The following is a 23,009-nucleotide window of genomic DNA, read 5'->3' on the forward strand; positions in this document are numbered from 1 at the left end:
TATCGCAACTCATTCAGCAGAGCAATGTCGCGTCCGGCGCGTCTGACGCTCCTGCTGATGCTTGCCAGTACCCCCGCGCTGGGGCAGTCCACGCAGGACGATGTCCCGGCGGATGAAGCGGCGATAGAGGCCCTGGCCGAGCTCGAGGCCCAGGAACAGAGCGATGCCAGCAGCAGCGTCGACCTGCCCTCCCTTCCGGGGCTCTTTGCTCGCGCCCTGGACAACGACGCCGACCTGGCCCGCCAGCGGCTTGAGCTGGAGGCCGTCGAGCAGGAAGAGCCGCTGGCTCGCTCCCAGCTGCTGCCGCAGCTGACGGCCAGCGGCGGCTATCTATGGCAGGACTCCACCAATATCCAGACCGAGCCGGACGATTTCGGGCTGGACCAGGAGGCTACGCGTCCTGGTGAAATCGAGGAGCAGTACTGGCGGGTGCAGCTGGAGCAGCCGCTGTTCAGCCTGGAGCGCTGGCGTGGCATGGGCCGCGCCGACGCCCAGGTGAGTGCCGCCGAGCTCGACCTGGCCCTGGTCGAGCGAGACCTCGCACTGAAGGTCAGCGAGGCCTACGTCAACGCCTATCTGGCCTCGCGTACCCTTGGTCTGCTCGAGGCCCAGCAGGAGTCGCTCGAGCTCCAGGTGCGCCAGGCCAACCGTGCCTATGAACTGGGCGTGGGTGATCGCATCAATCTGCTCGAGGCTCAGTCGCGTTTCGACCAGAGCATCGCCGATACCGTCGAGGCCGAGAACGACCTCGACGACGCCTTGAGCGAGCTTGAACGCCTCACCGGCGTGCGTCCCGCCTTCGAGGGGCATCGGCTCGGTAACCTGAATGCGGTGGATATCGAAGGTGATCTCGGCAACGGCCAGGACTGGCTCGAGCGTATCGTTCAGAACCTCGACGTACAGCGCGCCGCCGCCGAGCGCAAGATCAACGATCAGGATACCAGCGTACGGCGCGGCGGCTATTTCCCGGAGATCAACCTCAACCTCTCTTACAGTGATCGCGTCAGCGACGACGAACTGCGGGAAAGCGAGGACTATCGTGCCAATGTCGAGGTGAGCATGCCGCTCTTTCGCGGTGGCTATACCGTTGCCAGTGTGCGCCAGGGCGAGCTTCGCACTGCCGCCAGCCAGAAGGCGCTGGATAACCAGCGCAACCTGGCCGCCCAGGAGGTGCGCCAACGCCTGAGGTCGTTGGACGGCAACGAGCGCCGTCTCGAGGCGCTCGGGCAGGCCATCGAATCCAGCGAGCTCTTCCTGGAAGCTGCCGAGCGTGGCGAGCAGCTGGGCCTGCGCGACCTGGTGGATGTGCTCGATGCACGCGCCAGCCTGTATGACCAGCGTATCCAGTTCGTCGACACCCTGGGCAATTTCGTGCTCGATCGGCTAGCCCTGGAGTCTGCCGTAGGCGACCTGGGACGAGAGGACCTGGAGCGCAGCATGGACCTGCTGATGCGCATTACACAGTCCGGAGATGGTGATCCAGCGCGCTGATCATGGCAGCCACCACCAGTGACTGGCAGCGGCGCTTGATGCGCTGCTTCGATGCGGCCATCGCGCTGATATTGCCATCATTGCTTCTGGCCGTTCTGCCGAATATAGATCGTGCCAGTGGGGTGGAATACCCCCTGCTGATCCTGGCCGGTGGCCTGCTGTTGCCGGCCTGCGGGGAACTCTCCGGGCTCTATCAGCCTTGGCGCGGGCGTAGCCTTTTCACCATGCTCGGTGTCTACGCCCTGGGGTGGCTGCTGACCATCATCCTGCTCAGTCTCTTCCTGGTTGCGACCCAGAGCGCGGTCATTTTCTCGCGTGCCTGGATGCTGCTCTCCTCTCTCGGTGTGCTGGCCGCCGGGCTGCTGCTGCGCACCCTTCTCTATGTGTATCTCCGGCGCATCCGCTCGCGCGGCCGCAATATCAAGAAGGTGCTGCTGATCGGAGCTCCCGCCAACATGGCGCGTATCCAACATCGGTTGGAGAGCATGCCCTACCTGGGCTATCAGATTGCGGCCCGGCTGATTGATGAACCCATGGGCAGCGATGACCTGGTGGCCAGGGTCAAGGCGCTGGCCAGCCGTAGCGTCTTCCGCCGCGACTTTGACGAAGTCTGGCTGACCTATCCTCTGGCCAGCGGTGACCGGGTCAAGCAACTCTCCGCCGAGCTGATGGTGGTGCCGGTGGATATTCGCTACTTTCCCGACCTTACCGACGTTCGGCTGCTCAACCACCGCGTGACCCAGGTGGCCGACATGTTCTCCCTGGACCTCAACCGCTCGCCGCTGGATGGCGCCATGCGGCTGTTCAAGGCCCTGGAGGATCGCCTGTTGGGCCTGGCGCTCTTCGTGGTCTTTCTGCCGCTGATGCTGGGAATCGCCACGGCGTTGCGCTGGCAGATGGGGCGCCCCGTGCTGTTCAAGCAGTATCGTCATGGACTGGACGGCAAGCGTTTCCGGATCTATAAGTTCCGCACCATGACCCTGCATCACGCTTCCGGCACACCTCAGGCAATCCAGGGAGATCCGCGCATAACGCCGCTGGGGGCCTTTCTTCGTCGCACCAGCCTGGATGAGCTGCCCCAGCTCTACAATGTGCTGCAAGGCCGCATGTCGCTGGTGGGCCCGCGTCCCCACGCCATGGACCACAACGAATATTACAAGGATGAAATTGAGACCTATATGCAGCGCCACCGGGTCAAGCCCGGCATGACAGGCTGGGCCCAGGTCAACGGTCTGCGGGGAATCACCGATGATGTGGCCCTCATGCGCAAGCGAGTGGAATACGACCTCTACTATATCGACAACTGGTCGCTAGGGTTCGACCTCAAGATCCTGCTGATGACCGTGACACGTGGCTTCGTCAACCGCCAGCCGTGATCGGCGTGCTCTGGCAAGGCTACGCTACGTTTGGCGCGTCTAGATGGTATTATGCTGCGCCATCGAACAACGCCCGATGGTCGACCGGGGTCACCCGCCCGGCAAGGAGTGCCAGTTTGCCCACGCTCACAAGGAATGCACCGCTAACGCCCGTGATCCTGTCCGGTGGCTCGGGGTCCCGGCTCTGGCCGGTCTCGCGTGAGCAGTATCCCAAGCAGTTTCAGCGTTTCAACGCCACCGAGCACAGCCTGCTTCAAGAGACTGCCCTCCGGCTGACGGGGCTGGGTGGTGTTCACGATCCCCTGATTGTCTGCAACGAGGCCCATCGTTTCCTTGTGGCCGAGCAGCTTCAGGAAGCCGGCGTGACACCGTGGCGCATATTGCTGGAACCCTGCGGGCGCAATACCGCGCCTGCCGTGGCACTGGCCGCTAGTCAGGTCGCCAATCAGGACCCGGCGACCCTGCTGCTGGTCATGCCGGCCGATCATGTCATGATCGATGCCCCGGCGTTCCAGGCCGCGGTGGATCAGAGCCGCGAGTTGGCCGAGCAGGGCTTTCTCGTCACCTTCGGGATCACGCCAGACAAGCCGCATACCGGTTATGGCTATATTCGCCGTGGCCAGCCGCTGTCGGCCGGACACCGGGTCGATGCCTTCGTCGAGAAACCCGATCTCGCCCGTGCCCATGCCTACCTCGAGAGCGGCGATTACCTCTGGAACAGCGGCATCTTCCTGTTCCGCGCAGACCGCTACCTGGAGGAACTCGAGGCGCACGCCGCCGATATACACCACGCCTGCCAGGCTGCCTATGCCGGCCGTCGAGAGGATCTCGACTTCATGCGCTTCGACGCCGAGGCCTTTGCCGCCTGTCGCAGCGAGTCCATCGACTATGCCGTCATGGAGCACACGCGTCGCGCCGCGGTGGTCCCCATGGATCCCGGCTGGAGCGATATCGGCGCCTGGGATGCGATCTTCGAGCTCAAGTCCGATCTTGCCGCCCAGGGCAACGCCACCCGTGGGGATGTCATGCTCCATGACACCCGCAACAGCCTGGTGCACAGCCACTCCCGCCTGGTGGCGACACTGGGTGTCGAAGACCTGATCGTGGTAGAGACCGAGGACGCCGTGCTGGTAGCCGACCGCTCCCGTGCCCAGGACACCAAAGGCATCGTCGAGGCCCTCAATACGGCAGGTCGCAAGGAAAGCCAGGCGCTGCCGCAGGTCTATCGGCCCTGGGGCCACTACCGCACCATGGTGCTGATGGAAGGCTTCCAGGTGAAGGAGATCGTCGTCAAGCCGGGCGCCAAGCTCTCGCTGCAGATGCACCATCACCGTGCCGAACACTGGATCGTGGTGGCCGGCACGGCGCAGGTGACCCTGGGCGACGGTCACGGCGACAGCGCGCATCTCAGAAGCTTCATCCTCAGTGAGGACGAGTCCACCTACATTCCCTTGGGTACCGTGCATCGCCTGGAGAACCCCGGCGTCATCCCGCTCAAGCTGATCGAGGTGCAGACCGGCAGTTATCTCGGTGAGGACGACATCGTGCGCTTCGATGACGTGTACGGCCGCGGCCCCGAGGCCTCATGACAGTTTCTGCCAGCGACGCAACCCTGCATGCGCTTCAGGCCTGGGGCGCCTCCCGGCGCATCGCCATCGTGCACGACTGGCTGGTGGTGCAGGGGGGCGCCGAGAAGGTGCTTGATGCGCTGCTGCAGGCCTTTCCCGCGGCGGATGTCTACACCCTGGTCGACTTCCTGCCCGCTGGCCAGCGAGGGCGCCTGGCGGGTCACCGCGTGGTGACCAGTGCCCTGCAGCACTGGCCTCTGGCTCGGCGCTTCTATCGTCATCTGCTGCCCTGGATGCCCCATGCCATCGAGCAGTTCGACCTGAGCGACTATGATCTGGTCGTTTCCTCCAGCCACTGCGTGGCCAAGGGGGTGATCACCCATCCCGGCCAGTGGCATGTCTGCTACTGTCACACCCCGGTGCGCTATGCCTGGGACATGAAGGAAGCCTACCTGCGTGATGCTGGCTTTTCCGGGCCGGTGGCGTGGTACGTGCGCCGCGTTCTTGGGCGGCTGCGCCAGTGGGATCACTTCACGGCCAGCCAGGTCGACACCTTCATCGCCAATTCGGCGAATGTGTCGAAGCGTATCGCCAAGTATTACGGCCGCCATGCCACGGTCATCCATCCTCCCGTCGATCTCGATGCGTTTACCTTCAATCCCGAGCCACGAGACGACTACTATCTGGCGGCCTCCCGGCTGGTGTCTTATAAACGCATGGATCTGATCATCGAGGCCTTTGGTCACGAGGGTCGCCGCCGCCTCAAGGTGGTCGGCGATGGCCCCGAGCGCAAACGCCTGGAAAAGTTGGCGGCCGCTGCCCCCAATATCGAACTGCTCGGATATCGGCCCGACGGCGAACTGCAGCGTCTGATGGCCCGCGCCAGGGGTTTCGTGTTTGCCGCCGAGGAAGACTTCGGCATCATGCCGCTGGAGGCTCAGGCCTGCGGCACACCGGTGATCGCCTATGGGCGAGGCGGTTCCCTGGAGACCGTGATAGACGAGGGGAGCGAGGCAACCGGCGTGTTCTTCCACGAGCAGACCCCGGCGGCTCTCCTGGGTGCCCTTGAGCGCTTTGACTCCCTGGCATTCTCCCCAGATGCCTGCCTGGCGCAGGCGCAGCGTTTCGGTATCGCGCGTTTCTGGCAGCGCTGGATCGACTGTCTCCAACTGGGCCCGAGCGACGAGCCTTTCTCATGCATGTGATCGTCAACCTGCAGCCGCTGCTGACGCCGCTGACCGGCATCGGCCACTATACCCGGGAGCTGACGTTGGCCCTGCTGGATGCCGGGCTGCGCATGGACGGGGTGACCGGCACTCGCTTCGAGGCGCTCGACCCGGGGCACCCACTGCTCGCCGCCCCGACCCAGGCGGCTACCCTCGGTGCCTCGCCCCTTGACGAGCGCGGCCCGCTCTGGCAACTGGCGCGACGCTACCTGCGCAACCCCCTGACGAGGCGTGCCTACCGCTGGCTGTGCAGCGAGCGTCTGCGTCGCCAGGGACAGCGCCTGGCACGTCAGGGCGATACCGTCTACTGGGAGCCAAACTACGTGCTGCTGCCCTGGCAGGGGCCCAGCGTGCTGACCATCCACGACCTCTCGCACGAGCGTCATCCCGAGTTTCATCCCCGCGAGCGAGTCGAGTTCTTCAATCGCCACCTGCCTGAGAGCCTGGCACATGCCAGCCGCATCAATGTGGTCTCGCAGTTCACCGCCGACGAACTACAGGCGCTGCACGGCATCGATGCCTCTCGAATCGATATCGTCTCCCCCGGCGTATCGGAACGCTTCTTTGCCGTGCCCGACGCCCCCCATGCCACCCGGGTCCGCCAGCGTCATGAACTGCCTGAGCGCTTCCTGCTGAGCGTCGGCACCCTGGAGCCGCGCAAGAATCTGGTCCGGGTCATGCAGGCCTTCGCCGAACTGCCCCGCGACGAGCAGCGTGCCGCGCCACTGCTGCTGGTGGGCATGCAGGGCTGGGGCGAGCAGACCCTCAGTCGGGAGATCCGCTCAGCCCTGGAGGCCGGCACCGTTCGCCGCCTGGGCTATGTGCCCGGAGACGACCTACCGGCGCTATACGCGCTTGCCAGCGGCTTCGTCTATGTCTCCAGTTACGAGGGCTTCGGCATGCCGGTGATCGAGGCCATGGCCGCCGGTACCCCGGTACTTACCGCCAACGTCACGGCCACCGCCGAGGTGGGCGGCGCCGCGGCCATCAGTGTTCCCCCCGGTGATATCACCGCCATTCGCGGCGGTCTGCGCCAACTGCTGGACGAGAATCACGAGGCACGCATCCAGCAGGGGCGAGTACGCGCCGAACGCTTTACCTGGCAGGCGTCCGCCGAGGCCCTGCAGGCCTCGCTGCATCGCGCTCTGGAGTCATGATGAATCGTCGTGTGCCGCGTCTCTTCCTCGACAGCCTGCCACTGGTGCGCCAGCTAGCTCGTCAGGAGCTGATCGACCGCCACAAGGGCTCGGTCCTGGGCACGGCCTGGACCATCATCGGCCCGCTGGTCACCATCCTGGTCTTCGTGCTGGTCTTCTCGCGCATCATGGGGGCCAGGCTGGAAGGCTTCGGCGCCGAGATCGAGCAGTACACGTACAGCATCTATCTGATCGCCGGCATCCTGCCGTGGATGGTCTTCGCCAAGAGCCTCGAGCGCATCACCAATCTTTTTGTCTCCCAGGGGCACCTGATCACCAAGGTTCGTCTCTCGCTCAAGGCCCTGCCCCTCTCGGTACTGCTGGCCGAAGGGGTCACGCACCTGATCGGCATGGCGCTCTTCGCCATCTTCCTGCTGATGATCGGCTACCCATTCTCCCTGTGGTGGCTTGGCCTGCCACTCGTCTATGCGCTGCAGAGCGCCTTCCTGTATGGCTTGGGCTTGACGCTGGCGATCCTGGCGGTCTACCTCAAGGATATCCGCGAAATGGTGGCAGTCAGTCTCCAGCTGTGGTTCTGGGTCACTCCCATCGTCTACGTCACCGATATTCTCCCACCCTGGGTGGTGGACTGGCTTTCGCTCAATCCGATGTTCCATGTCGTCGGCGCCTATCGGGACCTGATCATGCGCCAGCAGATGCCCGCGCTGGCTGGCCTCGGGGGGCTGCTGCTCGCCACGCTGGCGCTGGTGGCCCTGGCGTTCTGGCTGCTCGCGCGAACCGAGCGCGACCTTCGCGACAGCTTCTAGGAGATCCCATGATACGGGTTCATGACCTTCACAAGTCATTCAAGCTGTTCAGCAAGCCGGCCGACAGGCTGCTGGAAGCCGTTACTGGTCGTGCTCGCCACACGCCCCATCATGCCCTCCGAGGCATCAGCTTCGAGGTTCGGGAAGGCGAAGTGCTGGGTGTGCTGGGACGCAACGGTGCCGGCAAGTCGACACTGCTCAAGCTGCTGACCGGGGTGCTGGTGCCGGATGCCGGCGAGATGCATATCGATGGTCGTGTTACCGGGCTGCTGGAGCTGGGCACCGGGTTCAATCCGGAGCTCAGTGGGCACGACAACATCACCATCAACGGGCTCATGGTGGGCATGAGCCATGCCGAGATCGAGTCCCGTCGCCAGGCCATCATCGAATTCTCCGAACTCGGCGACTACATTCACGAACCGCTGCGAACGTATTCCTCCGGCATGGTCATGCGCCTGGGCTTCGCCGTGGCCATCCATGCCGATCCCAGCTGCTTCCTGGTGGACGAGGCCCTGTCGGTGGGGGATGGCTATTTCCAGCAGAAGTGCATGAAGCGTATACGCCAGTTCAAGGAGGCCGGCGGTTCCATCCTGTTTGTCTCCCATGATCTCAATGCCGTGAAGATGCTCTGCGACCGGGCCATGGTGCTGGAGAGCGGCAGGCTGACCTACGACGGCGATGCAGACGACGCCGTCAATTACTACAACCGCATCATGGCGCGGCAGGCGGAGGAAGAGGAGGGGCGACATCGCGCTCGTCAGCAGGGGGTCTACGGCAGCGGTGAGGCCGAGATCCTGCGTGGCGAGGCGCTGGGCGAGCGAAGCGGTGCGCCCGTGCTCGGCAGCGGCGAGACCCTGAAGGTCAGCCTCGACCTGCTGGCCCACCAGGCGCTCGATGATCTCACCCTGGGCCTGATGATTCGCGACCGCTACGGCCAGGACATCTTCGGCGTCAATACCCATCAGCTAGGCCAGCCGCTTCGGCTTGCCGCCGGCGAGCAGCGGCGAGTTAGCCTGGAGATCGTCGCCGACATCGCGCCCGGCAAGTACACCCTGACCCTGGCGCTACATTCCAGCGACCATCATCTCGATGACTGCTTCTGGTGGTGCGACAGCTATCTGCAGTTCGAGGTGGCGGGCTTTGCCGATCTGCCCTTCGGCGGGATCTGTCGCCTGCCCTTGACGATCGAGCTGGACCCCGAGATTCCCCAGGACGCGACAAGGAGCGCCCATGCCCCCGTCATTCGATGACATTGACCGCCTCCTGGCGCGTCTCAAGCAGGAGGCTCGTGAGCTGCCCGAGGCCGGTAACGACGCATCGACGGTGCAGGCCGTGCCGATGTTCCGGCACCAGCGCCTCATCGACGAGCTCAAGGCCGCCCGCGAGTGTCAAGGGCTTCCGCTGGTCGATGCCCGCCGCCCGCAGTTCGTCGAACTCCTGGCGATGGACCAGGGCGCCGAGTCCTTTGTCAGGCATCTCTACCGCCGGCTGCTGGGGCGTGAACCGGACCCCGAGGGGATGGCCGGTTACCTGCGTCGCCTGCCGCGGGTAGGGCGAGCCTTCACGGTGGCCAACATGCTGATCTCCGACGAGTCGCGGCGCTTTCGCGAGCAGGCCGGCATCCGGGTCGACGTCCCCGCCGGGCTGCTGGTTCCGGTCAAGCGCCTGCAGCGCACGGGGAAGGCCGGCAAGGTCCTCCTGCTCCCCGTGATGGGGGTCTGCCGGCTGTGGGAGATTGCCTGGCGTTCCCGGCTGCGCCTCGAGGCGCGCAGCCTGCGTACCGAAGCGCGAATGCACCAGCTGCATGACCAGATGACGACCGTGCTGGGCGATGTCGACGGCCAGCTGGGTCGCCTCGACCACTTTCTCGGCGAGCAGCAAGGCGCCGCGCGGGACGTCCAGCGGCTGCGCGACGAGCAGGCCGCCCTGTGGAGCGCTATCCAGCATCAGCGGCGCGCCTACGAGCGTACCCTGGAGCTGCCCCCCGTCGAGCGGGGCAGTATCGAGCCGGCGAATGTGCACCAGGATCTGCTGGACGCCTACTATGTCGCCTTCGAGGATGCCTGCCGGGGCAGCGAAGCGCAGATTCGTGCACACCTGCGCCACTACCTGGTGCAGCTCGATCAGGCGCGCCAGGCGGGAACCGCGGCCCTCGATCTCGGCTGCGGCCGCGGGGAGTGGCTGTCACTGCTGGTGGAGGAGGGGTTCGAGCCTACCGGCATCGATCTCAATATCGCCATGGTCGAGCACTGCCGCGAGGCCGGCTTCGCGTGCCACCACCAGGATGCCGTCAGCGCCCTGCGAGAAGCGCCGGACAACAGCCAGGCCGTGATCAGCGGTTTTCACATCGCCGAGCACCTGCCCTTCGATGTGCTCTATGCGCTGATCGACGAGGCCCATCGCGCTCTGGCACCCGGCGGCGTGCTCATCCTCGAGACGCCGAACCCCGAGAACCTGCTGGTGGGGAGCCACACCTTCTACCATGACCCGACGCATCGTAACCCCTTGACGCCCACCTCCATGACCTTCCTGCTCACCTATCACGGTTACGGCGATGTCCAGGTGCGTCGCTTCAACCCCTACCCCGAGGAGGCACAGGTCCCGGGCGACGACCCCCTCACGGAGCGGGTCAACGGCCATCTCTGCGGCCCCCAGGATTTCGCCATCATCGGCACCAAGGTGGCCGACCGCACCGAGGAGGCGGCATGAAGATTCTGGTCACCGCCAACCACGTCCCTTTCCTGCATGGCGGCGCCGATCACCATATCCATGGGCTGGTGGCCGCCCTGCGCGAGCACGGCCACGACACAGAACTGCTGCGCCTGCCGTTCCGCTTCCAGCCCGAGGCCGACGTCGAGCGGTTGATGTCCTACTGCGAGACCCTCGACATGACCCGGCCCAACGGCCAGGCCGTCGACCGGCTGATCAGCCTGCAGTTTCCCGGCTATGGTATCCACCATCCCGCGCATACCGTCTGGGTGATGCACCAGCATCGCGCCGTCTATGAGCTTTTCGACGACCACCAGGCCACGCCCGCGCTGCGCCAGCTTCGCCAGGCGGTGATCGACTACGACAACCGCCATCTGGGGCGCGTCAGCCAGCTGTTCGCCAATTCGGCCCGTGTCGCCGAACGGCTGGCCAGCCACAACGGCCTCGCCGCTACGCCGCTGTACCATCCCCCTCACGGGGCCGAGCGCCTCTACCACGCCGAGGACTGGGGCTACGTCTTCTATCCGAGTCGCCTGGAAGGCCTGAAGCGTCAGGACCTGCTGATCGAGGCCGCCCGCCACCTGCGCAGCCCGGCCAAGATCCTGATCGCCGGCGACGGGGGGCAGCGCGCCCGCTATGAAGCGATCATCGAGCGCCATGATCTCAAGGACCGGGTCACCCTCACCGGTCAGATCAGCGAGGCCCAGAAACTCGCCTGCTACGCCCACGCCCTGGCCGTCTTCTTCGGCCCCTTCGACGAGGACTACGGCTACATCACCCTGGAGGCCATGCTCGCCGCCAAGCCGGTGATCACCTGCACCGATAGCGGCGGCCCGCTGGAGTTCGTGCGCCACGACGAGACCGGCTGGGTGGTCGAGCCGAGCCCCGAGGCCGTCGCCGAGGCCATCGACGCCGCCTGGGCCAACCGCCGCCTTGCTGCCGAGATGGGCCAGGCCGGCCGCGAGGCCTATCAGGCTCACGGCATCGGCTGGGATAGCGTGGTGGCGCGGCTGCTCGGCCAGGAGAAGGCATGAAGGTTGCCATCATCGCGCCGAGCCCCGTGCCGTTCACCATCGGTGGCGCCGAGAAGCTCTGGTGGGGCCTCTGGCAGCACCTCAACCGCGAGAGCGACCACCAGGCCGAACTGATCAAGCTGCCCAGCCCCGAGCGTACCCTGCGCGAGGTGATGGCGAGCTACCGCCGCTTCAGCGAACTGGACGTCAGCCACTTCGATGCGGTCATCACCACCAAGTATCCGGCATGGATGGTCAGCCACCCCGACCACCGGCTCTATCTCCAGCATCCCCTGCGTGGCCTCTACGACACCTGGCCCTGGCCCGAGCTCTCCGATGCCGCCGCCTTCGATGACGCCGATGGCTGGCCGGATCCGCTGATCGCCCGGCCGGCGCTAGCGGCCGCGGAGGGGCTTCCCGCCTGGCGAACCCTGCGCGATCTCCTGGCGGCGGCTCCCCGGCGAGAGCATCTAGGCGAGCTGTTCGCCGCCTTTGAGTCCCTGGCGGCCGACATTACCCCGACGCAGGCTCCGCTGCTGGCCTTTCCCGGGCCGCTGGCCCGGGCGCTCGTCCAGCATCTGGACCGTATCGCCATGGCGCCGGAGGTCATCACGCGCTACAGCGCCATCTCGGCCACTGTTGCGCATCGGCCCGGCTACTTTCCCGCCGGCGCGCGGGTCCAGGTGCTGCCTCACCCCTCGGACCTCGACGTGTCGCCGCCCCAGGCGGTCACGCCGGAGCAGGCCACTCCCCGGCTCTTCACCTGCAGCCGCCTGGAGGCCCCCAAGCGCCTCGACCTGCTGATCCGCGCCTTCCGGCGCACCCGGGGCAAGGGCGAACTGTGGATCGCCGGCAGCGGGCCCGAGCGGGCCGCGCTGGCGCAGCTGGCCGCCGAGGATCCGCGTATTCACTTTCTGGGCTTTCTCCGCGACAGCGAGATCGTCGACCAGTACCGCGCCGCTTGTGCCGTGCCATTCATCCCGCGGGACGAGGACCTCGGCCTGATCACCCTCGAGGCCATGGCCGTCGGCAGACCGGTGATCACCTGCACCGACAGCGGCGGCCCCACGGAATTCGTCGAGGATGGCATGACCGGCTGGTGCATACCGCCCGAGGAAGCGGCCCTGGCCGAGGCGCTGGACGCGGCGCTGAGCGATCCTGCGTATTGCTCGCGGCTGGGCCGGGCAGCCCGCGAGCGCACCAAGGGCATCAGCTGGCAGCGGGTGGCCGAGGGGCTGCTCGGCCCGGCGCCTGACCTGCCCGTGGTGCAGGTCAGCCGGCCCGGCCACTGGCTGGTGCTCAATACCTTCGCCGTCACCCCCCCGCGGGGCGGCGGGCAGAATCGCATCTACCATCTCTACCGCCACCTGGCGCGGCAAGCCGGCGTGCGCATCACCCTGCTGTGTCTCGATACCCAGGCCGAGAGCGAGCGCCAGCGGTGGATCGCCCCGGGGCTGGAGGAGCACTGTATTCCCCTGACCCCGGCCCAGTTCACGACCCTGCATCGGCAGTCGCAGGCCCTCGGCGCGCCCCTCGACGATCTCTTCGCCATCCACGGCTGGGTCGACAATCCCGCCTTCCTGGCGGCCCTCGCGCGGCACGCGGAGACGGCGACTTTGGGGATCTGCGCGCATCCCTACCTGGTGCACGCCATGCGGGCCCATGGCCCTTCGCCGTGGTGGTACGAGGCGCACAACGTCGAGGCCGAGCTCAAGCGCGATATCCTCGCCCCGGCCCTGGCAAGCGATGATCTTGCCACGCGCCAGCGCGCCGCCACCCTGCTCGACGATGTCGAGCAGGCAGAGGCGACCGCCTGCCGCGACAGCGCCGAGATCATCGCCTGTGCCGAGGAGGATCTCGCGGTATTTCGCCGTCGCTACGGCCTGCCCCAAGAGAAGGGCGTGGTGGTGCCCAACTGCGCGGATCTGGAACGCCTGCCCTTCATCGACATGCCAACCCGCCGTGCCTGGCAGCGCCGGCTGGGCATGGCAAGGCCCGTGGCCCTGTTCATCGCCAGCTGGCATGGTCCCAACCTGGCAGCGGCACGCTTCATCGCCGAACGCCTGGCCCCAGCCCACCCGACGGTGGACTTCGTGCTGGTCGGTAGCCTCTGCCAGCACCCGCAACTGCCGGCACTGCCCGTCAACATGCGAGCGGCCGGCCTTGTCAGCGAAGCCGAGCTCAAGGTATTGCTGGCCTCGGCCGATATAGCCCTCAATCCCATGCTCGGTGGTTCCGGCAGCAACCTCAAGATGCTCGACTACACCGCCAGCGGCGTGCCCGTGCTCACGACCTTCTTCGGCAACCGCGGCCTGGATTTTGCGCCGGAGGCCGTGTGGCTGGCTGCGCCGGGGGAGTTGAGCCGGCGGCTGCATGAGCTTCTCGTCACCGACGATGTCGAGCGCCAGGCTCGCGTGTCAGCGGCGCGATGCCAGACCGAGGCCCACTTCGATTGGGCAAGCGCTGTCAGGGCCTTGGCACGGCCGAAGCGGCCAGACCCGACCCAAGGGCGTTTCTCGAAATGATGGTGCGACAAGATCCACGAGCTGAGGCACGCCAGAGGTGGAAGGTGTTGCCAACCAGCATGGTTGAGCATAAGCTGAATTTGTGGCGTAAATTAACAGTGTTTTCTATCATGCATGCATCGGATGTCATTCGTCACTGGTTCATTGCCTGGGGTAGACTGCACTTTTTGCTTAGTTACGCACGAGATGAGAATGGTTAGCATGATGATTCATCAAATGGCAAGGCTAACGCCTCCGTTGACGCATAAAGTCAGCTACCACTACAGTATTCATGTTGTCAGGCGAATAATGGAGAACAGGGCGATGGCCGAATGACAGTCTCAAGGGAACGCCCGACTGCCGGAGCCATGGCCTACCATTTGGCCTTGCAATAGTGAGGGAAAGCCTTGAGCGCTCAAGGTGAAGAAGAGGGTCGACATCGCACATTGTCGACATCTTAAATACGGAAGGAGACTATAGTCCCATGGCTACTCAAGAATCATTGGATCTTGTACAAAAACTCTACGTGGCCTATTACGGCCGCCCCTCGGATTCCGAGGGCCAGGAATACTGGGCAACGCGCATCGATGAAGAGGGGGTCGATGCTGTCATCAATGAATTTGGTACGTCTCCTGAGTTCGAGGCGCGCTTCGGTAATTTTACCCCTGATCAATTGATCACCAACCTCTACAACCAGCTGTTCGGTCGTCAGCCCGAAGAGGCCGGTAAGGAGTACTGGCTGGGCGTGCTGAGATCCGGCGAAAAAGGCCTGGCCGAAATCGCCTTGACCATCGCCAATGCCGCCCAGAATGAAGACGCCCTGGCGTTGAGCAACAAGCTCGAGGTGGCACAGAACTTCACCGACGCCCTGGACGAGCCCAACGAGCTGCAGGCCTATAGCGGCAACGTCGCGGCCAACTCCATGCGTCAGTTCCTGTTCAACGTGAACGAAGACACCGTGCCGAGTCAGGTCGATGTCGACGACGCCATCAATGGCCTCGTGGACGCGACCCTGCCAGGAGAATCCGGCAACGTCTTCACGCTCGCTGAAATGCCAGAGCAGTTTCGACTGTTCGAAGGCCTGGATCTTACCAGCCTCGAGACCTTCCAGGGTTTCAGTACCGACTACATCACCACTGAAAAGCTGGCACCTGTGCTCATGCCCACCACCAGCAACGATGGCGTGGTCCAGGGTGGCCTGACCGGCGGTGGGAACGATCGTATCTATGCCGATGCCTACGCCCTCCATGGGGCCGTGGTCGATGGCGCCGGCGGCAGCAACTCGCTGTTCGTCGACATGAAGGGGCCCTTTTCACAGCCGACCATGCTGCTGAACATTCAGACGGTCACCGTGACCAATCTGTACAATGTTTATGACTCCAGCCGTTCCGACTTCATGGAACTGAGGTCTTCTTTTGGTGAAGACAGCGTCCTCGACCTGAGCCGTGCCATCGACATCGAAAATCTGGTGGTTCGCGAAGGCAGTCAAAACTTTGGGGACCTGGATATCTGGAACATCCAGAATGGCGCCACGGCCACCTTAGAAGGCTTCTTTAATGGGGATGTACGCCTCGACTTTGGCGGCAGCTTGGATGCCGTGAACGTCGTGCTCTCGAACGTACGCACCGATGGGTCGCACGATTTCGAGGTCTCCCACAACGCTGGCCAGGTCAACCTGACCTCCGACGGTCGCCTCAATATCCTGGATGGTGCGGTATTTGGCCAGTTCCTCGATACCTTGGTGATCGACGGCGATGCACGCCTCTTCATTAACGACGAGATCTTCTTCCGTGATGAGCTTCCGGCCACCATCGATGCCAGTGCCACCACAGGCGGCGTCAGTATCTCGTTGGATGACCATGCAGAAGTCATCTTCACGGGCGGCTCGGGTAACGATGTCCTGACCGTGGAAGGTGAATTGGTCAACGGTGATGAGATCATTCTGCTCACCGCCGATATGGGCACGGGTAACGACCAGATCACCTTCGATGATGACGGTACTATTGTTCAGGATGGTTCCCTGATCAGCGGCGAGAACGTAACCCTCTTCGTTGAAGAGAGTGTCGACATCTCCGAGGCGCAGGATCTCTTCGCCCCGGGTACCGAGGTCTCTGTGGTCCTGCAGCAAGGTGAGACCATCACCCTGACCCAGGCACAGTTCGACGCAATCGGTGCCGAGGACTTCTCGCTGGCCAACCGTGCCGACGATGCCGACATCTCCCTGCTGGTCACCGAGGACTTCGATGTCACCACCGTGAACGTGGCGGGCCTGGAAGACGGCATCGATCTTACGCTGAACATCCAGGAAGGCGTCGAGCTGACCATGACTGGCGACGAGTTCGTCGACCTGGCCCTGGCTGGCGTGACTTTCGCGGGTGACGGCGACTTGAGTGTGTCTGGTGTGACTCAGGCCAATGTCGACGATCTGGCAGCTGCCGGCGCCACCACGCTGGTAACTGGCAACAACGGTGATACCTCCTACAGCTTCGCCGAAGACGTGACTGTCCCGGCAGGTCTCGAACTGGGTGACTTCTCCGACAACGTCAGCCATGACCTGGGGGGTAACACCCTGACGCTGGCCGAAGAGGACCAAGCCGATGAGCTGACTGTCAGCAACGGCAATATCATCCTCGACTTCGTCGGCCCCGCCAGTGGCGGAGTCAGCATGGACATGGCTAACTACACCGACATCCTGTCGATTCAGGCCTACGAGCTGCTGCTGGCTCGCAATACCAACGTTGAAGAGCTGTTCAAGAACCTGGCAAGCTCCATTGAGGGTATTCAGAACATCATCAACGTGGTGGAAACGCCGGTTGCTCTGCTGGATCTGGATCGCATCGTCACCATCGAAGCAGGTGTCACCAAGTCGGCAGCGGACCTACAGTTTGTCACACCGACTGACGCTGACACCGACGACAACGTTCAGAACGTCACGCTGAACCTCCTGGGCGACTCGTCTATCGTGGGTGACATCGTTCTTGACTTGAACGACACCAAGAACGGTACCTTCCAGACACTGATGTTGAACTCCGAGGGTGCGGCTTCCAATACCATCGATGGCGACATTCTTGCCGATGGTACTTCTGTTCCGCCGGGTGTTCTCGCTGCTAACACGGAAGAGAACGATCTGCTCGACGTGGTGATCAACGCTGATTCCGAGCTGGATATCACTGGCACGATCTACTTCAGCGAGGAAGGCACAGGGCCTTCGACCGCCACCCTCACGGTGAACGGCACTGCCGATGTCACCGTCAAGGCACTCGATACCACCGATACCCAAGTTAGCGGCCTGGTGATCGATACTACCGGCTACACGGGTACTCTGACCGTCACTGGCGGCTCCGACTCCCTCCAGATGGATGCCACCGAATCCCTGGTGTTCACCGGTTCCGGCGATATCGTGCTGGATACCGATACAGGAACCGGTAACAACGGTATCGAAGGTAATACTCTCAGCGTCATTGATGCCTCTGGCCTCAGCGGTGACCTCACGCTGGGCGTGATCGAGGACATCGACAGCCAAGACTTCACCTTCACCGCGGGAACGGGTACCACTACCTTTACCCTGGACGGTGTGACCCTGAATTCCACACCAGGCGATGCCAGCTGGACCTTCAATCTGAACACCGACACGGTGATGACGATCGAAGATTTGACTGTTATCGACACTGCCAATGATACGTCCCTGACCATCGGCGGTGGCGGTACCGTGTTGATCGATGGGTCTGTCGACCTGTCTGCTATCGACAACCTCGACCTGTCGGGTGCTGCTGCCCCCATTCAAGTGGCGAGCGGTGCCTCACTGACCCTCACCGCTGCACAGGCCGATGGCCTGAGCATCGAGGGTGACGGCTCGCTGGAAATCGTGGGCGAGTACAACGGTGAAGACTTCAACAACTTCAACGTCAGCAACATCAGCCTGGCCACAGTCACACTTGGGACTGCAACCGAAGTGACGATGGATCTCTCTGCCTTCAGCAGGGACTTCAATATCACCGGTTCTGGGGTGGCGGATGTGATCACCACCGGCAGCGGTAATGACATCATCGATGGCAATGCAGGTGATGACACCCTCAATGGTGGTCTGGGCGATGATGAGCTGACAGGCGGCACGGGTGCCGACACCTTCGTGGTCAATGATGGTTCCGACACCATCACCGATCTCACGACAGGCGATGCCCTGCAAGTGGGTGCCGGTGCCACGGCCACGGCCAATGATGTAACCGCCTTCGTGGCTACCGCCGATACCAGCAACACTGGTGGTACGGCCATCCTCAATGCTGAAGCTGGTGTTGCCGCCAATATCGATATGACGGCTGCGACCGGCACGGATGGCTACACCCTCAATGGCGATGATCTGAACGATACGCTGGTAGGCTCCGACTTCGACGACGTCATCAACGGCGGTGCAGGTAACGACACCCTGACAGGTGGTGCTGGTGACGACGTCATCAACGGCGGCGAAGGAATCGATACCATCGCCGGTGGTGCGGGCGACGATGTCATCACAGGTGGCGCCGGAAACGACATCATCGATGCGACAGGTGGCAGTGACACCATAATCGTGGATGCCGATACTGACACCATCAACAACCTGGAAAACGGTGATGATCTCCAGGTGGCTGCGGGTGCCACGGCAGATGCCTACCTCTCCGGTACCTACATTTCCAGCGCCTCGACCACTAACGATGGTGACGCGACGCTGAACATGTCCGGAACTGGCCTGGGTGTCGACATGAGCCTTGCCGGTGGTGCTAACGGCTGGACCATCAATGGTGCTGCTAGCAATGACAACATCGTGGGCTCTGCTCAGGACGATGTCATCAACGGTGGTGCAGGTGCTGACAACATCAGTGGCTTGGCAGGTGATGACACCATCACTGGTGGTGCAGATTCCGATACCCTGACAGGTGGCTTAGGCGCTGATATCTTTAACTTCGCTGATCGCGGAATTAATGACGGCACCTTTGCCACCACGGTAGCAGCCAGTACCATCGACACCATCACGGACTTCGACACCACTGAAGGTGATCAGGTGCAGTTCGATGATTCTTGGTTTGATGCTGGATCAGCTACTAATTACACTGAAAATCTTACCGCTGAAGCTAACCTGAGTGATGTCTTCACCAATGCTGATGCAGCGCTTGGTGGTGGAGTGACATACTACTTCGGTGTTCATGACACCGGCTCAGGAAACGATGGTTACCTGTTCTTCGATGATATCGGTGACGGCTGGGAAACTGTGGTTCAGTTGCAAGGCCTTTCCGACTTCGACTTCAATGACATCATTGTTGCATAAGGTAACGGCACCATGAAGCAAACTATGTCCAGATAGAAACTGGATGCCACAGAACCTCTGGCCCTTTGGGCCGGAGGTTTTCTTTTTTGGACCTTGTCATAAATTCTCAGGGAGGAAAGTCATGTCCTGGATTTTGCTATCTCGCACCACTCACCAAGGCCAGGGGTATTCCTCACGCACTGGTTATCAGCACACCGCCCATCGAAGCGCTACCCCAGTGTTACTTGCTGAACTGCCTAGGCTTTTACCTCACTATGTGTTGGGCTTCGTGTGGGAAAACGAGAGTTTTATTCCGATAGCTATGCTCGGCCTGGCTGAAAGAGAGAACCTCTACTTGCACCCGGACGGGCGTTGGCTGGGCAGTTACGTCCCTTCTTCGCTGCGTGGCTACCCCTTCACCCTGGCTCGTCGTGATCAGGAGCAAGTGCTGGCCATTGAGCAGGACCATCTCTGCGAGGTGGGAGGCGAGCCCCTGTTCGATGACCAGAACCAGCTTGCCCCAAAGGTGCAGCAGACGCTGGACTTCCTGGTGCAGTGCGAGAAGAATCGCCAGCTCACACAGCAATCCGTGGATGCATTGGCGCAAGTTGATGTGATCGAGTCCTGGCCCTTGAAAGTCGAAAGGGAAGAAGGGCAGGAGCCCGTGACGGTAAAAGGCCTGTATCGCATCAGTGAACACGCCTTGAATGCCCTTGAACCGGAGACCTATGCCAAGCTGCGGGGTGGCCCCATGGCCCTGGCCTATGCACAGCTCTTTTCCATGAGCCAGCTCAGCCAGCTTACGGAACGTGCCAATTTCCACGCGAAGCGGGGTGAAGGAAAGATGCCGGAAGATCTGGATAGTCTCTTCGGGGAAGGCGATGAGGATTTCGAGCTGTATTTTGATCAGTGAAGGTTGGAGTCAATGGCCGGGGAAATGGGTCGCGTCGGCGTTCTGATACGTTTCGCGATGCCAGTCACCAGGAATGAATTCCCTTGCTACCTGCTATTGCATGCGATATCTCGTCAATGACAGTATCATAAAGTATTGGATCTGCTTGAATGGTGTGGAGCTCGCCGCATGGAAGATTATACGACGCTTTTCGACAAGCGCGGCACGGCGTATGACAGCGCCATGCAGGCTTTTCCGGAGGCAAGACGAGAAGAATTCGAGCAACTCGTTGCGCGTGCCGCCCTGAAGCCGGGCATGCGGGTGGCGGATGTTCCCGCAGGCGGCGGTTACCTGAAGCGCTACCTTCCCGAGGGCTGTGAATGGTGGAGCCATGAGCCCTGTGAAAGCTTCACAAACCATGGCACAAGCAGTAGTGGCAGGCCGTTGCTTCCGCTGCCCTGGGCAGAGGCAAGTGTGGATGTGGCGGTGAGTCTTGCCGGCGTACACCATCTCGAAGACAAGCGCCCCTTGTTCGAGGAGCTCAAACGTGTCGTTCGTCCAGGAGGCCACCTGGTGCTCTCGGATGTGGCCAAGGGCTCTGCGGTGGCTGGATTTCTCGACGACTATGTGGGGGCGCATAACAGCACGGGGCATGAAGGTGTATACCTGGATAGTCACACCCTCGACCATTTGATAGAGGCAGGGTGGTCCATCCTTGCCTGCGACCAGGTCGACTTTCATTGGCGATTCGACGACTCCGAGAGTATGGCCGCCTTCTGTCATCAGTTGTTTGACCTCCATAACAACATAGCAACGACTTGTCGGGCCATCGAGACCCGTCTGGGTAGGGAGAGGCTTTCCGATGGGACCACGGGCTTGCGATGGTCCTTGATGACCATAGTGGCTGCCCGTTGAAGCGTCACGGTAGATCCTTCCTGCGTGAGATGACTTGACGACGCCCCTTATCTGCAATTCCCCCGGACCTTCTTCGACATGAAAGAAACGACAACCCCTACCTGGCATCTGGCTGCCAAGCCGGTCGTCTTGCCCGGTTTTGCCTTCGGTCTTCACTACCCTTGTATCATGGCGGTCATCCGCGGCGCTCCACTGAATGATGCTGTACGACATCAGTTCCTTCGCCGGATTGACGATCATTTTCCTCCGCAAAAGGGAGCAGCGGGGGGAGGATATGCAGGCTCTCCTTCCGCTGAGGAAGTAACAGGGTTCAAGGGGATCCTACAGCTATTTCTGATTGCTTTGCAGAGGAGCCAACTTGCCGCTGGCCTGCCTGTCTTCGAGACAGGCTGCATCGTCGCCGTGGGTGAAGGTGAGGCCAGGATGTGCATACCGACGTTTACGGGTAGTGCCGGCCCGCTGGTCGGCCTGCTGCAATGGCTTCTTGCCCTTGTCGAGCTCCATCGCGGCACCGAAAGCAGTGAGGAATACCTGGCCAGGCTGCCGGATCTTCAAAAGCAGCTACAACAGACCAATGCCTTCGGCACCAACGTGCCACGCTTCGTCAGGGCGGCATTCGAGATGAGGATCCCTTTCAGCGGATTACCTGGCCAGATCATTCAGTACGGGCAGGGACGTCGTGCCCGTTGGATGGAGAGCTCCTTCACCGATGAGACTCCCCAGATCGCTGCTCAGATAGCCCGCAACAAGCCCCTCGCTTCTCAGGTTCTTCGGCAGGCGGGCATCAAGGTCCCCGATCATGGTGTCGTGGACAAGATAGAGTCTGCCCTTTATGTCGCGCATCAGCTTGGCTACCCGGTCGTGGTCAAACCCGCGGATCAGGACGGCGGTGCAGGGGTTGCAGCTGGCCTTGAATCCGATGACGACGTCAGGCGGGCCTTCCAGCAGGCCGCTAGCCATTCCCGGAATATCCTCGTCGAGAAGCATGTCGAGGGTAACGACTATCGTGTCACAGTTTTCCAGAATGAAGTGATCTGGGCGATCGAGCGTCGCCCGGGTGGGGTGACCGGCGATGGCCGACACAGGATTGAGGAGCTTATCGAGCAGTTCAACGCGGATCCCCGCCGCGCGAACAGGATCCATGCCCCCTTGAAGCGCCTGGTGCTCGATGAGGAGGCATTCGCCATGCTGCGCCGTGTCGGTCTCGATGAGCATTCGATACCCGACAAGGACCGGTTTGTGCGATTGCGGAGCGCTTCCAACATCGCCTCAGGCGGTACACCCGTGGCGGTTTTCGACGACGTTCATCCGGATAATCGGCAACTGGCAGTGAGAGCGGCGGCAGCCCTTCGCTTGGACCTGGCGGGAATCGATCTGTTGATGCCCGACATCAGCCGCTCATGGAAAGCAACGGGAGCGGCTGTCTGTGAAGTTAATGGTCAACCCAACCTGGGCCAGACCACGGCTGCGCATCTTTACGAGCCCCTCCTGCGTCGGCTGGTGCCAGGCTCGGGAAGAGTGCCGGTTGCTATGATACTGGGAGCTACGCCCAACGACTCTCTGGTCAAGGAAATGGAAACCGAACTGTTGGGTCGCGACTTGGTGCCGGGCTGCCATGATGCCACGGGTGTCTGGGTGGAAAATGACACCCTGATGCAAGGCGCCGTAGATGGTTTCTCTGCAGGACAGGCCTTGGTTCGGGATCGCAGGCCGTCAGCCGTGGTGATGAGCATCCTGGATATCTATATGCTGCGAACCGGCCTTCCGGTGCCTCGCTTCGATCTCCTGGTCATCGCTGGCTCCCAACTGCAGGTTCCCCGCGGGGCAGATGACAACCAGCGCAAACGTTGGTTGTATGAGCTGCTTGCCCTTCTCTTGCCCGCCTGTGACGGTGAGGTGATCACGGTGGCTGATTCGGGTCTGGATATCGAGGGTCTGAGCCATTTGACCAAGGCGACATGGTTGAGAGAACCTCTGGAGTATGGGGCAGCAGTAAGAAGGGCTGCCGAGGTATTGACCAAGGCCGATGTGGCTTATTCGCACTCACCGAACGCCTGAACGTGACCTTGATTTC

The 23,009-nt window shown here is 62.4% G+C and carries 14 protein-coding genes; all 14 read left to right on the forward strand.

What is annotated here, in order from left to right:
• Window positions 1-24: 24 nt before the first annotated feature.
• The 14 genes from HALO32_RS06650 (at window position 25) to HALO32_RS06715 (ending at window position 22,993) form a co-directional block, all read left to right on the forward strand.
• The gene (locus HALO32_RS06650; RefSeq protein WP_151442977.1) at window positions 25-1,491 is read left to right on the forward strand and encodes a TolC family protein; all 1,467 of its coding nucleotides are present in this window, start codon (window positions 25-27) and stop codon (window positions 1,489-1,491) included.
• A 2-nt stretch (window positions 1,492-1,493) separates the two neighbouring features.
• The gene (locus tag HALO32_RS06655) at window positions 1,494-2,867 is read left to right on the forward strand and encodes an undecaprenyl-phosphate glucose phosphotransferase (RefSeq protein WP_225809800.1); all 1,374 of its coding nucleotides are present in this window, start codon (window positions 1,494-1,496) and stop codon (window positions 2,865-2,867) included.
• A 116-nt stretch (window positions 2,868-2,983) separates the two neighbouring features.
• A complete protein-coding gene (locus HALO32_RS06660; protein WP_151442978.1) occupies window positions 2,984-4,456 on the forward strand; it encodes a mannose-1-phosphate guanylyltransferase/mannose-6-phosphate isomerase in 1,473 nt (490 codons plus the stop codon).
• Window positions 4,453-5,640, forward strand: a complete 1,188-nt coding sequence (locus tag HALO32_RS06665) for a glycosyltransferase (RefSeq protein ID WP_151442979.1) — start codon at window positions 4,453-4,455, stop codon at window positions 5,638-5,640. Before HALO32_RS06660 ends, HALO32_RS06665 begins: the two co-directional genes overlap by 4 nt.
• Entirely contained in the window at window positions 5,631-6,818 is a 1,188-nt protein-coding gene (locus tag HALO32_RS06670; RefSeq protein WP_151442980.1) for a glycosyltransferase family 4 protein, read from the forward strand. The genes HALO32_RS06665 and HALO32_RS06670 overlap by 10 nt, the downstream gene beginning before the upstream one ends.
• Window positions 6,818-7,624, forward strand: a complete 807-nt coding sequence (locus HALO32_RS06675; protein WP_225809802.1) for an ABC transporter permease — start codon at window positions 6,818-6,820, stop codon at window positions 7,622-7,624. Before HALO32_RS06670 ends, HALO32_RS06675 begins: the two co-directional genes overlap by 1 nt.
• A gap of 8 nt (window positions 7,625-7,632) precedes the next feature.
• Window positions 7,633-8,874 (forward strand): ABC transporter ATP-binding protein, encoded by a 1,242-nt coding sequence (locus HALO32_RS06680; protein WP_151442982.1) that lies wholly within the window; start codon window positions 7,633-7,635, stop codon window positions 8,872-8,874.
• Window positions 8,855-10,333 (forward strand): methyltransferase domain-containing protein, encoded by a 1,479-nt coding sequence (locus HALO32_RS06685; protein WP_151442983.1) that lies wholly within the window; start codon window positions 8,855-8,857, stop codon window positions 10,331-10,333. Before HALO32_RS06680 ends, HALO32_RS06685 begins: the two co-directional genes overlap by 20 nt.
• The gene (locus HALO32_RS06690) at window positions 10,330-11,367 is read left to right on the forward strand and encodes a glycosyltransferase family 4 protein (RefSeq protein WP_151442984.1); all 1,038 of its coding nucleotides are present in this window, start codon (window positions 10,330-10,332) and stop codon (window positions 11,365-11,367) included. Before HALO32_RS06685 ends, HALO32_RS06690 begins: the two co-directional genes overlap by 4 nt.
• Window positions 11,364-13,871, forward strand: a complete 2,508-nt coding sequence (locus tag HALO32_RS06695; RefSeq protein ID WP_151442985.1) for a glycosyltransferase family 4 protein — start codon at window positions 11,364-11,366, stop codon at window positions 13,869-13,871. The genes HALO32_RS06690 and HALO32_RS06695 overlap by 4 nt, the downstream gene beginning before the upstream one ends.
• A 463-nt stretch (window positions 13,872-14,334) precedes the next feature.
• A complete protein-coding gene (locus tag HALO32_RS06700) occupies window positions 14,335-19,149 on the forward strand; it encodes a DUF4214 domain-containing protein (protein ID WP_151442986.1) in 4,815 nt (1,604 codons plus the stop codon).
• Between the two features lie 121 nt (window positions 19,150-19,270).
• Window positions 19,271-20,041: a SapC family protein gene (locus HALO32_RS06705; protein ID WP_192576459.1), complete on the forward strand. Its 771-nt coding sequence runs from the start codon at window positions 19,271-19,273 to the stop codon at window positions 20,039-20,041.
• 168 nt (window positions 20,042-20,209) lie between these two features.
• Window positions 20,210-20,935, forward strand: coding sequence for a class I SAM-dependent methyltransferase (locus HALO32_RS06710; RefSeq protein ID WP_151442988.1), 726 nt, complete (start codon window positions 20,210-20,212; stop codon window positions 20,933-20,935).
• Between the two features lie 78 nt (window positions 20,936-21,013).
• Window positions 21,014-22,993: an ATP-binding protein gene (locus tag HALO32_RS06715; RefSeq protein WP_151442989.1), complete on the forward strand. Its 1,980-nt coding sequence runs from the start codon at window positions 21,014-21,016 to the stop codon at window positions 22,991-22,993.
• Window positions 22,994-23,009: the final 16 nt, after the last annotated feature.

This window comes from Halomonas lysinitropha (assembly GCF_902500215.1).
Lineage (GTDB): Bacteria > Pseudomonadota > Gammaproteobacteria > Pseudomonadales > Halomonadaceae > Halomonas > Halomonas lysinitropha.